Origin of the sequence: Bradyrhizobium sp. CCBAU 51745, from assembly GCF_028128715.1 — a bacterium.
Classification (GTDB): Bacteria; Pseudomonadota; Alphaproteobacteria; order Rhizobiales; family Xanthobacteraceae; genus Bradyrhizobium; species Bradyrhizobium manausense.
In genome coordinates, this window is the sequence record NZ_LBJP01000007.1 from 432135 (window position 1) to 446773 (window position 14639).

16 protein-coding genes are annotated in these 14639 nt (G+C 64.5%); 3 read left to right on the plus strand and 13 right to left on the minus strand.

The genetic code is table 11. From position 1 onward, the window contains the following. Positions 1 to 18 precede the first annotated feature (18 nt). On the plus strand, positions 19 to 531 hold the full coding sequence (locus XH98_RS09300) for a GcrA family cell cycle regulator (RefSeq protein WP_271618422.1): 513 nt from the start codon (positions 19 to 21) through the stop codon (positions 529 to 531). 92 nt (positions 532 to 623) lie between these two features. On the opposite strand, the gene phoB is transcribed toward XH98_RS09300, so the two are convergent. The 13 genes from phoB to XH98_RS09365 form a co-directional block, all read right to left on the minus strand. After that, the gene (gene phoB, locus XH98_RS09305) at positions 624 to 1337 is read right to left on the minus strand and encodes a phosphate regulon transcriptional regulator PhoB (protein WP_057745196.1); all 714 of its coding nucleotides are present in this window, start codon (positions 1335 to 1337) and stop codon (positions 624 to 626) included. Between the two features lie 22 nt (positions 1338 to 1359). Continuing rightward, on the minus strand, positions 1360 to 2076 hold the full coding sequence (gene phoU / locus XH98_RS09310) for a phosphate signaling complex protein PhoU (protein WP_220004112.1): 717 nt from the start codon (positions 2074 to 2076) through the stop codon (positions 1360 to 1362). 11 nt (positions 2077 to 2087) lie between these two features. Beyond that, positions 2088 to 2909 carry a phosphate ABC transporter ATP-binding protein PstB gene (gene pstB, locus XH98_RS09315; protein WP_220004111.1) on the minus strand — a complete coding sequence of 274 codons (822 nt, stop codon included), beginning with the start codon at positions 2907 to 2909 and terminating at the stop codon, positions 2088 to 2090. Continuing rightward, positions 2906 to 3751 carry a phosphate ABC transporter permease PstA gene (gene pstA / locus XH98_RS09320; protein ID WP_271618423.1) on the minus strand — a complete coding sequence of 282 codons (846 nt, stop codon included), beginning with the start codon at positions 3749 to 3751 and terminating at the stop codon, positions 2906 to 2908. Before pstA ends, pstB begins: the two co-directional genes overlap by 4 nt. Position 3752: 1 nt before the next feature. Beyond that, positions 3753 to 4742 (minus strand): phosphate ABC transporter permease subunit PstC, encoded by a 990-nt coding sequence (gene pstC / locus XH98_RS09325; RefSeq protein ID WP_271618424.1) that lies wholly within the window; start codon positions 4740 to 4742, stop codon positions 3753 to 3755. A gap of 187 nt (positions 4743 to 4929) precedes the next feature. Then, a complete protein-coding gene (gene pstS / locus XH98_RS09330) occupies positions 4930 to 5943 on the minus strand; it encodes a phosphate ABC transporter substrate-binding protein PstS (RefSeq protein WP_271598674.1) in 1014 nt (337 codons plus the stop codon). Between the two features lie 149 nt (positions 5944 to 6092). Continuing rightward, positions 6093 to 7385, minus strand: a complete 1293-nt coding sequence (locus XH98_RS09335; protein ID WP_271598673.1) for an ATP-binding protein — start codon at positions 7383 to 7385, stop codon at positions 6093 to 6095. Positions 7386 to 7421: 36 nt separating this feature from the next. Beyond that, complete coding sequence (locus tag XH98_RS09340; RefSeq protein ID WP_271598672.1) at positions 7422 to 8480, minus strand: lysylphosphatidylglycerol synthase domain-containing protein; 1059 nt, start codon at positions 8478 to 8480, stop codon at positions 7422 to 7424. Continuing rightward, positions 8481 to 8747: a hypothetical protein gene (locus tag XH98_RS09345; protein ID WP_271618425.1), complete on the minus strand. Its 267-nt coding sequence runs from the start codon at positions 8745 to 8747 to the stop codon at positions 8481 to 8483. It lies immediately after the preceding gene. 260 nt (positions 8748 to 9007) lie between these two features. Next, positions 9008 to 9940, minus strand: coding sequence for a haloalkane dehalogenase (locus XH98_RS09350; protein ID WP_271618426.1), 933 nt, complete (start codon positions 9938 to 9940; stop codon positions 9008 to 9010). Next, complete coding sequence (locus XH98_RS09355; RefSeq protein WP_220004104.1) at positions 9937 to 10527, minus strand: TetR/AcrR family transcriptional regulator; 591 nt, start codon at positions 10525 to 10527, stop codon at positions 9937 to 9939. Before XH98_RS09355 ends, XH98_RS09350 begins: the two co-directional genes overlap by 4 nt. Positions 10528 to 10628: 101 nt before the next feature. After that, positions 10629 to 10925: a hypothetical protein gene (locus tag XH98_RS09360; RefSeq protein ID WP_271598669.1), complete on the minus strand. Its 297-nt coding sequence runs from the start codon at positions 10923 to 10925 to the stop codon at positions 10629 to 10631. A gap of 2 nt (positions 10926 to 10927) precedes the next feature. Beyond that, positions 10928 to 12322 carry an OmpA family protein gene (locus XH98_RS09365; protein WP_271598668.1) on the minus strand — a complete coding sequence of 465 codons (1395 nt, stop codon included), beginning with the start codon at positions 12320 to 12322 and terminating at the stop codon, positions 10928 to 10930. A 167-nt stretch (positions 12323 to 12489) separates the two neighbouring features. On the opposite strand from XH98_RS09365, the gene XH98_RS09370 reads away from it, so the two are divergent. Then, positions 12490 to 13548, plus strand: a complete 1059-nt coding sequence (locus XH98_RS09370) for a polysaccharide deacetylase family protein (protein ID WP_271598667.1) — start codon at positions 12490 to 12492, stop codon at positions 13546 to 13548. Between the two features lie 224 nt (positions 13549 to 13772). Beyond that, positions 13773 to 14573, plus strand: coding sequence for an SDR family oxidoreductase (locus XH98_RS09375; RefSeq protein ID WP_271618427.1), 801 nt, complete (start codon positions 13773 to 13775; stop codon positions 14571 to 14573). Positions 14574 to 14639: the final 66 nt, after the last annotated feature.

Sequence of the window (14639 nt, forward strand, 5' to 3'; positions counted from 1 at the left end):
GGCGAAGGAAAGGATGCAATGACGGTTTTGACCTGGTCAGATGATCGCGTCGAGCAGCTGAAAAAGCTCTGGGAGGCCGGACTTTCGGCCAGCCAGATCGCCGCTGAGCTTGGAAACGTGACCCGCAACGCCGTAATCGGCAAGGTGCACAGGCTCGGCCTGTCCGGCCGCGCCAAGAGCCCCTCATCAGCAGCTCCGCGGCCGCGCAAGGCGCGTCCCGCACAGCACATGATGCGGGTGAGCCGCCCCATCGCGCGCGGCAACACCGCGCTGGCGCAGGCTTTCGAGATCGAGGTCGAGGCTGAACCTGTTACCTACGACAACGTTGTGCCGATGAGCCAGCGGCTCTCGTTGCTCGAATTGAACGAGGCTACCTGCCACTGGCCGGTCGGCGATCCCTCAAGCCCGGATTTCTTCTTCTGCGGCGGCAAGGCGCTCTCCGGCCTGCCCTACTGCGCCCAGCACTCGCGCGTGGCGTATCAGCCGGCGGCGGATCGCCGGCGGGCGCCGGCGAAGCCGGGCACGCGCTGAGTACTTGGTTCAGACGACATCGTCGCGGTACAGGCCGGGACGAAAAAAAGCGCGCCACCTGGCGCGCTTTTTTTTGTTTGCTGGCGGGCAGCTTAGCTTGAGGTCTGCTCAGCCTTCGCGAAGCGATCGTCGAGCGCGTAGCCCGCGCCGCGGACGGTGCGGATCGGGTCCTGCTCGCGGCCGAGATTGAGCAGCTTGCGCAGGCGGCCGATATGCACATCGACGGTGCGTTCGTCGATATAGATGTCGCGGCCCCAGACGCTGTCGAGCAACTGCTCGCGCGAGAACACCCGGCCGGGATGCTCCAGGAAGAACTCCAGCAGGCGATATTCGGTCGGTCCGAGATCGATCGGCCGGCCCGAGCGCGCCACGCGGCGCTTCTCGCGATCGAGCTCGATGTCGCCGAAGGCGAGCACGGTCGCGAGCCGCTCGGGGCTGGCGCGCCGCAGCAGGCCCTTCACCCGCGCGAGCAGCTCGGGCACCGAGAACGGCTTGACGATGTAATCGTCGGCGCCTGTGGCAAGGCCCCTGACACGCTCGCTCTCCTCGCCGCGCGCGGTGAGCATGATGATCGGCAGCTGCTTGGTGTCGGATCGCGTCCGCAACCGGCGGCACAGCTCGATCCCGGACAGGCCCGGCAACATCCAGTCGAGCACGATCAGATCGGGGATGTGCTCCTTGAGGCGGGTGTCGGCGTCGTCGCCGCGCATCACCGTCTCCACGTCATAGCCGTCGCCTTCGAGGTTGTAGCGGAGAAGCTCGGTCAGAGCTTCCTCGTCCTCAACCACCATAATGCGTGCGCCCATGGGCTCGTCGCTCCTTGCGTAATCAGGTGTTCGGGACCGTCGTGGCGAACGTCGTCATGTCGCCCTTCGGCCGCTTGTCGGTGATGGCCTGGCCTTCGATCATGTAGAACACGGTCTCGGCGATGTTGGTGGCGTGGTCGCCGATCCGCTCGATGTTCTTGGCGCAGAACATCAGATGGATGCAGAACGAGATGTTGCGCGGATCCTCCATCATGTAGGTTAGGAGCTCGCGGAACAGCGAGGTGCAGATGGCATCGACTTCCTCGTCGCCCTTCCACACCGCCATCGCTGCCGGCAGATCGTGCGCGGCATAGGCGTCCAGCACCGACTTGACCTGCTGCTGCACGAGGTCGGTCATGTGCTCGAGGCCGCGGAACAGCTTGAGCGGATGGAAATCCGTCTCCAGCGCCGCGACGCGCTTGCCCATGTTCTTGGCGAGGTCGCCGATGCGCTCGAGGTCGGTCGCAACCCGCATGGCGCCGACGATTTCGCGCAAGTCCACCGCCATCGGCTGGCGGCGCGCGATGGTCAGCACGGCGCGCTCCTCGATCTTCTTCTGCAGCGCGTCGAGCTCGGCATCGATGGTGACGACGCGCTGGCCCAGCGCGACGTCGCGGCGGATCAGCGCATCGACGGAATCGACGATCATGCGCTCGGCGATGCCGCCCATCTCGGCGACCAGGCGGGTGAGCTCCTGAAGGTCGGTGTCGAAGGCTTTTGCGGTATGTTCGGAAGCCATGTCCTGTCTCCTCAGCCGAACCGGCCGGTGATGTAATCCTGCGTGCGCCGGTCCGACGGCGACGTGAAGATCTTGCTGGTGTCGTCGAACTCGATCAGCTCGCCGAGATACATGAAGGCGGTCTTGTCGGAGACGCGGGCCGCCTGCTGCATGTTGTGGGTGACGATCGCGATGGTGTAGTTCTCGGACAGTTCCTGGATCAGCTCCTCGACCTTGGCGGTCGAGATCGGATCGAGCGCCGAGCAGGGTTCGTCGAACAGGATCACTTCAGGCCGCACCGCGACGGTGCGGGCGATGCAGAGGCGCTGCTGCTGGCCGCCCGAGAGCGACAGGCCGGAGGCGTTGAGCTTGTCCTTGACCTCGTTCCACAGCGCGCCGCCGCGCAGCGCCTTCTCGACGCGGTCGTCCATCTCGGACTTCGAGATCTTCTCATAGAGGCGGATGCCGAAGGCGATGTTCTCGTAGATCGTCATCGGGAACGGCGTCGGCTTCTGGAACACCATGCCGACGCGGGCGCGCAGCAGGTTGAGATCCAGCTTGGGGTCGAGGATGTTGGTCTGGTCCAGCATCAGCTGACCGGTGACGCGTTGGCCCGGATAGAGGTCATACATCCGGTTGAAGATGCGCAACAGGGTCGACTTGCCGCAACCGGACGGGCCGATGAAGGCGGTGACGCGGTTGGTGCCGAGCGTCAGATTGATGTTCTTCAACGCCTGGTGCTCGCCGTAATAGAAGTTGAGGTTGCGCACCGTCACCTTGGCCGGAGCTTCCGGCAGCGGCTGCTGCGAGGCGAGGTGCGCGTTGGAGCTCACGGATACGGACAAGTCGGTCATTTTGCGGTCCTCTCGGCACCGAGGATGCGGGCGCCAATGTTCAGGGCAAGCACGGTGAGCGTGATCAACAGCGCACCGCTCCAGGCGAGCTGCTTCCAATAGGCGTAAGGGCTCTGGACGAAATTGTTGATGGTGACGGGCAGGTTCGCCATGGTCTTGTTCAGGCCGAGGCTGAAGAACTGGTTCGACAGCGCGGTGAAGAGCAGCGGCGCGGTTTCGCCGGCGACGCGGGCGGTGGCGAGCAGCACGCCGGTGATGAGGCCGGAGCGGGCCGCACGATAGGCGATCCGCTTGATCACCAGCGAGCGCGGCAGGCCGAGCGCGGAGGCGGCCTCGCGCAGCGCGTTCGGCACCAGCAGCAGCATGTCCTCGGTCGTGCGCAGCACCACCGGGATCACGATGACGGCGAGCGCGAGCGAGCCTGCGATCGCCGAGAAGCCGCGCATCGGCACCACCACCGCGCCGTAGATGAACAGGCCGATGATGATCGAGGGCGCCGACAGCAGGATGTCGTTGATGAAGCGGATCACCGAGGTCAGCTTGTCGTTACGGCCGTACTCGGCGAGATAGGTGCCGGCGAACAGGCCGAGCGGCGCGCCGATGCCGACGCCGATCACGGTCATGATCAGTGAGCCGACGATGGCGTTGCGCAGGCCGCCTTCGGTCGAGCCCGGCGGCGGGGTATCGGCGACGAACAGGTCGAGGTTGAGGCCGGCAATGCCGTTGTAGAGCAGCGTGAGCAGGATCAGCGCGAGCCAGGTGACGCCGACGGCGGCGGCGCCAACGCAGAGCCCTCGGACGATGATGTCCTTGCGGCGGCGGCGTACATAGATCGGGTTCATGTTACTTCCCCGCCTTCGTTTCCAGACGCAGCAGCATCAGCCGGGCGGCGGCGAGCACGAAGAACGTCAGCACGAACAGCAACAGGCCGAGCAGGATCAGGCCGGACTGGTGCAGGCCGTCGCTCTCGGCGAACTCCGATGCGATCGCCGCCGAGATCGTGGTGCCAGGCGCGAAGATCGATGACGAGATGCGGAACGAGTTGCCGATGATGAAGGTCACCGCCATGGTCTCGCCGAGCGCACGGCCCAAGGCCAGCATGACACCGCCGATGACGCCGACACGGGTGTAGGGGATCACGACGCTGCGCACCACTTCCCAGGTGGTGCAGCCGACGCCGTAGGCGGCCTCTTTCAGCACCGGCGGCACGGTCTTGAACACGTCGACCGAGATCGAGGTGATGAAAGGCAGCACCATGATCGCCAGGATCAGCGCGGCATTGAACAGGCTGAGATAGGACGGGGGACCTGCGAAGACCGCGCCCAGCACCGGGACGCCGTCGAAGATCTTGATCATGAAGGGCTGGAAGGTGTTGGCCAGGAACGGCCCCAGCACGAAGAAGCCCCACATTCCGTAGATGATCGAGGGAATGCCGGCGAGCAGCTCCACCGCCATGCCGATCGGGCGGCGCAGCCATTGCGGGCAGAGCTCGGTCAGGAAGATCGCGATGCCGAGACCGACGGGAATGGCGATCAGCATCGCGATGAAGGAGGTGACAAGCGTGCCGTACATCGGTCCCAGCGCGCCGAGCACGGGCGGATCGGCCGACGGCGCCCAGCGCTGCGTCCACAGGAACGCAAAGCCGTATTCCTTCATCGCCGGGAAGGCACCGACGATCAGCGACAGGATGATGCCGCCAAGGATGAGGAGCACCGAGATCGCGGAAAGCCGCGTGATCCAGTAAAAGGTGACATCGCCGAGCTTGAACGCGCTCAAGGCCTTGGCGCGATCATAAGGGCCAGCGTCGTCGATTACATCGCTCTGAACAGCCATTTCTGCCACGCCGATCCCCTGTATTACGCTATCTGCATGCCGCCGATAAGGAGCGGTCTTGTCGACGATTTGTCCCGCGTCATTCCGGGATGGTCCGAAGGACCAGACCCGGAATTTCGAGATTCCGGGTTCGCTCGCCACGCTCGCGCCCCGGAATGACGGGGCACGAGCGTCGGACTTCAGAGCTTTAGCTCTTGATCTCGGCAGACCAGGTCTTCTCGATCTGCTGGACGACGCTGTCCGGCATAGGGATGTAATCGAGCTCCTCGGCTGCCTTGGCGCCGTTCTTGAAGGCCCAGCGGAAGAACTTGATGGCTTCCTGCGAGGCCGCCTTGTCGGTGGCATCCTTGTGCATGAGGATGAAGGTCGCCGCCGTGATCGGCCAGGACTTGTCGCCGGGCTGGTCGGTCAGAATGACGTAGTAGCCGGGCGCCTTGGACCAGTCGGCATTGGCGGCGGCCGCCTGGAAGGCCTCGGTGGCGGGCTCAACGGTCTTGCCACCCTTATTGACCATCTTGGTGTAGGTCAGCTTGTTTTGCTTGGCGTAGGCGTACTCGACATAGCCGATCGAATTCTTGGTCTGGCCGATGTTGCCCGAAACGCCTTCGTTGCCCTTGGCGCCGACGCCAACCGGCCATTCGACCGCGGTGCCCTCACCGACCTTGCTCTTCCAGTCCGCGCTGACCTTGGAGAGATAGTTGGTGAAATTGAAGGTGGTGCCCGAACCGTCCGAGCGGCGAACCACGGTGATCGCCTCCGACGGCAGCTTCACGTTCGGATTGAGCTTCTTGATCGCGCCGTCGTCCCACTTGGTGATCTTGCCGAGATAGATGTTGGCGAGCGTCTCGCCGTCGAACACCATCTCGCCAGGCTTGACGCCTTCGAGGTTGACGACCGGAACGATGGCGCCCATCACCATCGGCCACTGGGCAAGGCCGTCCTTCTCGAGCTGCTCGGCCTTGAGCGGCATGTCGGTGGCACCGAAGGTCACGGTCTTGGCCTGAATCTGCTTGATGCCGCCGCCGGAACCGATCGACTGGTAGTTCAGACCGTTGCCGGTCTCCTTCTTGTAGGCATCAGCCCACTTCGAATAGATCGGGAACGGGAACGTCGCACCTGCGCCGGTGATGTCGGCAGCGAACGCCGCCGTCGTCGTTGCGGCGACCAAGCCGGCAGCGACGATCGTTTTGAGGAAATTCATGCTGGTCTCCATACAGGGGAGCGAAGCGCCATCCGCGCCCGATCGCGCTCCCGCGCCGCCCCTTTAGGAGCGGTCGGCTGAGCTTTTACGAAGGTTTCGTGACAGTCGGATGACAGCGCTAAACGATTGAAACCACGTGGCTTTATTGCCTAAACCAAAGTCCTGGCCTGGGGAAAACAGGCGGTGAAAGTCGCACCCTGCTTGGGCACGCTTTCGATCAAAAGACGGCCCCGGTGACGGTTAAGAATATGTTTCACCAGCGATAATCCGAGCCCCGTGCCGCCCTGCGAGCGGCTGTCGCCGACGTCAACCCGGTAGAACCGCTCGGTCAGGCGCGGCAGGTGCTCCGGCGCGATGCCGGGGCCGAAATCCCGCACCATGACCCGGATTTCCTGAGTTGCATCGGCGGGCGCCGGCAGCGTCAGCGAGACGATGACGCGTCCACCGGAGGCGCCATATTTGAGCGCGTTTTCGATCAGGTTTTCGAACAGGCGGAGCAGCTCCTCGCGGTCACCGGCGATCATGACCGGGCCGTCAGGCAAATGGGTCTCGACCTCGACCTGACGCTCGCGCGCCAGCGGCTCGAGCCCGTCGGCGACCTGGAGGATGATCGGCAAGAGATCGACCAGAGTGTCGGGCCGCACATGGGCCGACAGCTCGACCCGCGACAGCGACAAAAGGTCGTCGATCAGGCGCGCCATGCGCGTCGCCTGGTTGTGCATGATACCGAGGAAGCGCTCGCGCGCCTTCGGATCGTCCTTGGCCTGGCCCTGGAGCGTGTCGATGAAGCCGGACAGCGCGGCCAGTGGCGTTCGCAACTCATGGCTGGCATTGGCGACGAAGTCGGCGCGCATCTCCTCGACCCGGCGCAGCGGGGTCTGGTCGTGGAAGGTCATCAGCATGCATTTGTCGGCGCCGCCGAAATTGGTCGGCACCGGCACCGGGGTGATGATCAGCTCCATCCAGCGATCGACAGGCACATGGTCGAGATAGGTCGCGCGCCGCGGCTCGGTGGTGGCAATGGACTCGCGCAGCGCCGTGATGATCTCGGGCGAGCGCAGCGCGAACTGGGCGAGTTCGTTCTTGCGCAGCGCCGGCGCGAGCTGCGCGGCGGCCGCATTGAGATGGATGACCCGGCCGGCGCGGTCGAGCAGCACCGCCGGATCCGGCATGCCGGCGACGACCGCAGCCACCGCGGCGCTTTCCACCGGATTGACGCGCCTGACGTCCTCGCGCGAGGCGGCGGTATCATGCAGCCGCCAAGGGATCAGTGCCGCAGCCGCGATACAGACAAACACGGCGACGGCATGCACCACCGACACCTCGCCGAGCGAGACTACGACCGACAGCGCCAGTGCCGCAGCGATCAGGACGATGGTCGAGTGTCGCAGCCGGTCGGACCAAGGCTGCACCGTGGGAGACGAGGGAGCGTCGATCGCCATCGGGCCGGGCTTCTCCTTGGGTTCGCTCTGCGCCGGTCAGACGCCACCGCTATCGCTACGCTTTCTCACATAAGCGGCTTCAGGCGGTGGACCTGGATCGAGCTTGAGCGCCGCCTGCTGCAGGCGTTTCGATCGGGCGCCGATGATAACCTCCCGAAACGTCAGCAAGATTACAGAGATGACGAAAGGGGACAGATAATAGAGGACCCGGAACAGCAGCATGCCGCCGAGCAGCTCCTCACGGTCCATCTGCCAGAGGCCGACAAGCATGGCGGCGTCGAAGACCCCTAAGCCGCCGGGAGAATGGCTGGCGAAGCCAAGCAGCGTCGCCGAGACGAAGATGACGGCGACCACGACGAAGCCGAGATTGGGCTCGTCGGGCACCAGCACGTACATGGCAAGCGCACAGAAGCCGAGATCGATGATGCCGATGGCGATCTGCAGCAGCGTCAGCGGGCCGCCCGGCAGCACCACGGTCCAGGGGCCGCGCCCGACCACCCGCGGCTGGGTCCAGACCCAGACCACGTAAGCGACCAGCGCCACGATGATCATCATCGCGACGGTGCGGTTCAACCAGGGCGGCAGCTGGTCGATCGAGGCCGCCGCCTCCGGATGATAGGAGATGCCGAGGCCGAGCACGGCGGCATTGCCGAGCCAGAAAGTGAGGCCGGCCAGGAAGCAGATTTTCGCGACGTCGATCGCGTTGAGGCCATAGGCCGAATAGATGCGATAGCGCACGGCGCCGCCGGTGAAGACGCTGGCGCCGACATTGTGGCCGATCGAATAGCTGGTGAAGGCCGCGAGCGCGTTGATGCGATAGGGTACGTGGGATTGGCCGATCGCGCGCACGGCAAACAGATCGTAGAAGGTCAGGGTGAAATAGCCCGCGGCGACGAACAGCGCGGCCATCGCAATCTGGCGCGGCTCGGTGCTCTTGATCGCCTCGATCACCTCGTTCGCGTCGATGCCGCGCAGCATGTGGTAGAGCACATAGCAAGCGATGCCGATGACCGCGACGCTGATCACAACTCCAAGCTTATGCAGGATTTGCTTCTGGCGCAGCAACGTCATCGTCCTGCGTATGGCTTCCAGCATCTAGACCTCGAACAACACTTCAGCGGCCAGGGTGGCCGGCGAACAGGCGGACGACGCACAGGCACTCAACGAACGAGCACTCAACGAACCCTCGCCGCCGGCTTTGGCCTCGCGCATGCCCCCCGTCCCTCCACTAGCGCGTTTCGGGGCGGAGTGGAATTCGCCAATGTGAACAAAATCACGTGCCTTCAATATTTTAGGCAGGCTTGCGAGCTGATGATGCACGGTTTGGCGCTTTCGGCGGCAAGGCTTGAGGCGAATCTCCATGGCAATCTGCGCAGTCGCCGTGAAGTTTTGATGATTTCGACCGGACAATGTTCCGTCGCGCTTTAAGTCGAAATCAATCTATGGACCGCGTGCGCCCGTTAAAAGAGGGGCCGCTGCGTCGGCAGGGCTGCGCGGCACACGATGATGTGGCCGACGCCTCGCTCCTGGTCATCGCGTTGCACTGCGACATCACAGACGTCATCGCGGCCGCCCCGCCAAGGCAGCCGCGACGAGCATGTTGCGCAGAAGTAGCGTTGCCCTCAGGCTGCAAGTTGCGGGCGCATCGCTTCGATGCCGGCGATCCAGCCGGCGACAGAGCGGCCAATCGCCTCGGGGTGATCCTCCTGAAGGAAGTGCAGCCCGCCGCCGAGGCGAACCAGCGCGCAGTTCTTCAACGAGGCCGCAAACCGCGCGGCAAATTCCGGTGCGACCAGAGCTCCGGGCTCACCCGTGAACAGAAGCTTGGGATAGGACGACGCGGCCAGCGCCGCGTGCGCGGATTCAAGCGCCGCATAGACGTCGGCTGGCTCGCCCGCGATCGGCAATTCGCGTGGAAGCGCAAGCACGGGACGGCGACTCTCCGGCGTCGGGAATGGCGCACGATAGGGTGCCATCTCCGCGTCGCTCAGCTTGCGCACGACGCCGCCGGGCAGGACGCGCTCGACGAACGCATTTGCCTCGAGGATCATCGCTTCGCCCTCACCTGGCGTCCTGAATTTGCGGAAGACCGCGCGTGCCGCCTCGGCATGGTCCTGCTCTTCCGCGACCTCGGTGTGGTGGAAATCCTGCCAGGTCGGCATTGGACGGATGAATTCCATGAAGGCGAGGCCGCGCACGAAATCCGGCCGGCGCGCGGCGAGATGAAATGCGAGCGCCGTGCCCCAGTCCTGCGCGACGAGATAGGCCGATTTGATACCGCGCGCTTCGATGAAGGCATCGAGATAGCGGACAAGATCGAAGAAGCGGTAGGCGATATCGGGCTTGCCGGACTGACCGAAGCCAATGTTGTCGGGGGCGATGCAATGCGCGACCGGGGACACCAGCGGCAGGATATTGCGCCAGATATGCGAGGAGGTCGGATTGCCGTGGAGGAACAGCGCGACGGGCGCGCTGTCCGCGCCGGTCTCGCGATAGGCCATGTGGCTTCCGAGGACGGACGCTTTGCGAATCTCGATGTCGATCGGCTTGGTCATGTCGGCTCCTTGAACACGGTTTGGAATGCGATGGTCTTGAAGCGTTCGAGCGCCTTGGGATTGCGGTCGACTTTCATGCGCAGGATTGCGCCCTGCCAGGACGCGAGCAGGAAGTCGGCAAGCTCATCGGGCTCGAAATCGGAGGCGATCTCGCCGCGCTCTTGCGCATCCCTGATGCAGGCGGCGAACGGGGTGCGCCATTCGGCAAAGATCGCTGAGAGACGCGCGCGCAGCAGTTCGCTGCTGCCCGACGCCTCAAGGCTGAGATCGCCGATCAGGCAGCCGCGACCATAGCCGTCGGCCTCGAGCCTTCCGGTGATGATGTCGAGATAGCGCCGCAGGCGCGCGCGCGGCGTCAGCGAAGTGTCCTCGAGCGCTTCGGCGACCAGGCCGCGGGTGACATCGAAATAGCGGTCGAGCACTTCGGAAGCGAAGGCCTCCTTGGAGCGGAAATGATTGGTGAAGGATCCCTGCGGCGCGCCCGCCGCAGCGGTGACGTCGCGCACGCTGGTGCCGTGATAGCCGGTCCGGAACATGACCTTGAGGCCGGCGTCGAGGATGGCGTCTTTGAGCGATGGCTTAGGCATGCGTGAAATAATACGTACGTACGTATTAATGTCAAGCACTAACCTGTTGCTGCGGCAATCCCCCTGCCGGTCAGTCAGTTACTGCATTTTTGGAGCACGGATCAGGCCGCAGGCTGGCTGCGCGAGACCACCCAATAGCGCAGCCAGGCGCCGACGGTGCAGCCACCGAGATAGCAGGCGAACATGACGAGGCCGAGGTCGAGCCAATAGCCGAAGCGGCCCGGCACCGCATGCGCGAACGAGGCCGCGACCAGGCCCGCAACGAGCACAGCGAGCCAGCGCGCCGTCACCTTCGAGGTGCCGTTGCCGCGCTGGACCACCGAGATCCAGCCCATGCAGAAGCCCAGCAGCACCGAGCCGATCAGCCAGCCCATATGGAACGAGACGAGATAGGGCATGATCACCTCACCAGAAATTCGATGCGGCGGTTCTGCGCCTTGCCGTCGTCGGTGTCGTTGCCGGCGACAGGCTGCGTGCTGCCATAGCCGACCGCGGTGAAACGGTCCGGGGGCAGCCCGGCCTTGACCAGATAGTCGATCACCGCCTGCGCGCGCTTCTCGGAGAGCGCCTGGTTGAACGAGTCCTCGCCATCGGCATCGGTGTGGCCGGCGACCTCAATATTGGTGGTGGGGCAGCGCAATGCCGTTTCGATCAGATGATCGAGGACGCCCGCGGAGTCAGGATCGATATCGGCACGCTTGGGCTCGAACCGGATCTTGCCCTTGGCCAGCAGCTCCGAGAACAATTGCTGGCAGACGGTGCCGTCGACCGGCCCTGCCGCGGGCTTCACCGTGATTTCGGGCTTGTATTGCCAGGCCTTTGGAAAATCCTTGCCGAGGCCGGCGCGGATGTCGTTGGCCGCGCCTTCGTACAGCGCATCACCCGACAGCTTCACCTCGCGATCCGAGACCACGAGGGTGCCGGTCGACAGCCGCGACAGCGCACCGAGTGCTGCGACCACCGCGGTGTTGAACGAAGCAGGCGCGCCGATGCTGGCCTTGAGATTGTCGACCACCTTCTCGGTGAAGAATTTCCGCGAGGCGCTATTCGCGATCGCGGCGTGCACGGCGTTGTCGGGCACGTAGCCGGTCAGCGTCACGGTGGCGGCGACCGGATCCTTGTAGGCCTGGAAGATATAAGGCGGCGCCTTGATCTCGTTGGACGCGATCGAAAAGCCCTCAGGCAGGTTCTTCAGCGCGGCGGCGATCGCCTCGCGTCCGCCGAGGTCACGCGCCATGCCCGACAGATTGATCTTGGTGTCGGAGATCGTGATCTTGCCGTCCTTCAGCTTGCCGATCTGGTCGATCAGCAACATCGCCGCCGCCTCGAAACGCGCAGGCGCGCCGCGGGCGAGACCCATCTGATCGGCGACCTCGCCGCCATTGACCTCCTTTCGCGCGGCCTCGGTGAGGCGCGCCTTCATCGACGGCAGCGGCGCGGAGCCCGACAGGGTCACCCGCACGACGTCGCGCTCGGCGGTCCAGACGAAGGGTTTTGCTTCGGGAACAAGGCGGGTCTGGTCGTCGACCAGCCGAACGCCGGGAACCGTCTCGACCGTGGTCACGGCATCGCGGCGCCCCTCCTCGGAGAAAGCGTCCGCGGCCAAGCGGACGTCCCGGCCGTCCACCGCGATTCGGGTCTTGTCCAGGACGGTATCCTTGAGCGCGGCCGAGCTGCGGGCCGACAGGTCGGCCTCGACAGGCAAGGTGTTATTCCAGGCCGCAAATCCCCACATGACGGCCAGGGGAATCAGCCCCGGCCACCACTTGCTGGCCCACCTGAAAAGCATATGCATTCGACGACCCGAACTCTGGAACCGGAGACAAAACAAACCCTTGGCAGGCTGTCAAACCGGAAATGGGGCCGTTTCCGGGGTCACCCGTGAAACAATTGGAATAACTTTTTCTTCAAGGGTCGTTCCCTACATTGGGGGCGGAATGCCCAGGGGTCGGCCAGCCGGTCATGAAACAACTGCGTAACAACGTCATTCGCGCCGGGCTGGGAGCACTCTATTTCAGCGGCGCGCATCACCTGCTGCGTCCGCTGCTGTCGGGCGTCGGCGCCATTTTCATGCTGCACCATGTTCGGCCGGCCCGTGAGCGCGCGTTTCAGCCGAACCGGCATCTCGAGGTGACCCCCGACTTCCTGCGCGCGACCCTGTGCCATTTGCGCTCGCGCGAGATCGACATCGTCAGCATGGACGAGCTGCACGAACGGCTGGTTCAGGGCCGGTTCGAGCGCCGCTTCGCCGCCTTCACCTTCGACGACGGCTATCGCGACAACCGCGATCATGCCCTGCCGGTGCTACGCGAATTTGACGCGCCCGCGACCGTCTATGTCGCCAGCGACTTCGCCGAAGGCATGGGACGGCTGTGGTGGACCGCGCTGGAAGCCGTCATCGCCAAGGCCGAGCAGGTCGACGTCACAATCGGTCAATCCGCGCTGCGGCTCGATGCAAGCTCGCCGGCCGCCAAGCAGGCGACGTTCGATCGCCTGCACGACTGGCTGCGCGCGCTGCCGGGCGAATACGATCTGAAGCGCGAGATCGAGGCCCTCTGCATCGCGCACGGTATCGACATGGAAGCGCTGTGCCGAGACCTCTGCCTGTCCTGGGGCGAGGTGAAGCGGCTCGCGGCCGATCCGCTTGTCACGATCGGTGCGCACACCATCAGCCATTGCAATCTCGCCAAGCAAAGCGAGGAGGCCGCCACGCAGGAGATGGCGGTGAGCCGCGCGCGGATCGAGCATGCGCTGGAGCGCGAGGTGCGGCACCTCGCCTACCCCTATGGTGACCGCGAAGCGGCGGGGACGCGCGAATTCGCGTTGGCCGCATCGGCCGGCTTCAAGACCGCGGTGACAACACGGCCCGGCATGCTGTTCGCCGAGAACGCCGATCACATGACCGCATTGCCGCGCGTTTCGCTCAACGGAAATTACCAGGACGCGCGCATCCTGCCGGTGCTGACCTCTGGCGCCGCGACCGCGATGTGGAACGGTTTTCGCCGGTTTGCGGCGGCCTGACCGTCGTCCCGGCGAAAGCCGGGACCCATACCGCGTGATTTTTCGATTGCGGTTGATATTAGTCCCGAACGACCAGCCTTCGCCAAACACCTCCCTGTGGCTACGGGTCCCGGCCTCCGCCGGGAGGACACTGAGTTGGCTGAACGGCTGACGCACTACACTCCACCGTTCCTTGACTCCCCTCGCCGCGACGCTCAAAACGTCGCCAACTCAAGGGAGGTGTCATGTCCAACGATCTGTTTTCGCTCAAAGGCCGTATCGCACTGGTCACCGGCGGCTCACGCGGCATCGGCAAGATGATCGCGGCGGGACTCCTCGGTGCCGGCGCTGCGAAGGTCTACATCACCGCGCGCAAGGCCGGGCCCTGCGAAGCCACCGCGAAAGAGCTCTCGGCGCAATATGATGGCGATTGCATCGCGCTGCCGATCGACATCTCGACCGTCGAAGGCTGCAACAAGCTCGCCGGCGAAATCATCAAGCTGGAGCCGAAGCTCGACATCCTCGTCAACAATGCCGGCGCGGCCTGGGGCGCGGAATTCGACGAATTCCCCGAGAGCGGCTGGGACAAGGTGATGGATCTCAACGTCAAGTCCCTGTTCTTCCTGACCAAGGCTCTGGCCAAGCCGTTGCGGGCGGCGGCCTCGCGCGAGCGCCCGGCGAAGGTGATCAACATCGCCTCGGTCGACGGCATCTTCGTCAATCCCAGCGAGACCTATTCCTATGCCGCGAGCAAGGCCGCCGTGATCCACCTGACGCGGCGCATGGCAACGAAGCTGATCAAGGACTACATCAACGTCACCGCGATCGCGCCGGGCGCGTTCAAGTCCGACATGAACCGCGCCGCGCGCGATCATTCGGACGAAGTGGCCAAGCGCATTCCATCGCGGCGCATCGGCACCGACGAGGACATGGCGGGCGTTGCGATCTATCTGGCTTCGCGTGCGGGGGATTACGTGGTCGGCAACACCATCGCGGTCGATGGCGGCGTGGTGTACGCGAATGCGGGGCTGGAGATCGCGGGATAGGAGGCGGCTAGCGCCTGGGCCTCACCACACACTCGCTGTCATGCCCCGGCTCGACCGGGGCATCCA

What these genes read in the sequence shown, in the direction of transcription:
- XH98_RS09340 (WP_271598672.1), bottom strand. Translation starts at nt 8,480, where the DNA reads ATGCTGGAAGCCATACGCAGGACGATGACGTTGCTGCGCCAGAAGCAA.
- XH98_RS09345 (WP_271618425.1), bottom strand. Translation starts at nt 8,747, where the DNA reads ATGGAGATTCGCCTCAAGCCTTGCCGCCGAAAGCGCCAAACCGTGCAT.
- XH98_RS09300 (WP_271618422.1), top strand. Translation starts at nt 19, where the DNA reads ATGACGGTTTTGACCTGGTCAGATGATCGCGTCGAGCAGCTGAAAAAG.
- phoU (WP_220004112.1), bottom strand. Translation starts at nt 2,076, where the DNA reads ATGGCTTCCGAACATACCGCAAAAGCCTTCGACACCGACCTTCAGGAG.
- pstB (WP_220004111.1), bottom strand. Translation starts at nt 2,909, where the DNA reads ATGACCGACTTGTCCGTATCCGTGAGCTCCAACGCGCACCTCGCCTCG.
- XH98_RS09335 (WP_271598673.1), bottom strand. Translation starts at nt 7,385, where the DNA reads ATGGCGATCGACGCTCCCTCGTCTCCCACGGTGCAGCCTTGGTCCGAC.
- pstC (WP_271618424.1), bottom strand. Translation starts at nt 4,742, where the DNA reads ATGGCTGTTCAGAGCGATGTAATCGACGACGCTGGCCCTTATGATCGC.
- XH98_RS09360 (WP_271598669.1), bottom strand. Translation starts at nt 10,925, where the DNA reads ATGCCCTATCTCGTCTCGTTCCATATGGGCTGGCTGATCGGCTCGGTG.
- pstS (WP_271598674.1), bottom strand. Translation starts at nt 5,943, where the DNA reads ATGAATTTCCTCAAAACGATCGTCGCTGCCGGCTTGGTCGCCGCAACG.
- pstA (WP_271618423.1), bottom strand. Translation starts at nt 3,751, where the DNA reads ATGAACCCGATCTATGTACGCCGCCGCCGCAAGGACATCATCGTCCGA.
- XH98_RS09365 (WP_271598668.1), bottom strand. Translation starts at nt 12,322, where the DNA reads ATGCATATGCTTTTCAGGTGGGCCAGCAAGTGGTGGCCGGGGCTGATT.
- phoB (WP_057745196.1), bottom strand. Translation starts at nt 1,337, where the DNA reads ATGGGCGCACGCATTATGGTGGTTGAGGACGAGGAAGCTCTGACCGAG.
- XH98_RS09350 (WP_271618426.1), bottom strand. Translation starts at nt 9,940, where the DNA reads ATGACCAAGCCGATCGACATCGAGATTCGCAAAGCGTCCGTCCTCGGA.
- XH98_RS09375 (WP_271618427.1), top strand. Translation starts at nt 13,773, where the DNA reads ATGTCCAACGATCTGTTTTCGCTCAAAGGCCGTATCGCACTGGTCACC.
- XH98_RS09370 (WP_271598667.1), top strand. Translation starts at nt 12,490, where the DNA reads ATGAAACAACTGCGTAACAACGTCATTCGCGCCGGGCTGGGAGCACTC.
- XH98_RS09355 (WP_220004104.1), bottom strand. Translation starts at nt 10,527, where the DNA reads ATGCCTAAGCCATCGCTCAAAGACGCCATCCTCGACGCCGGCCTCAAG.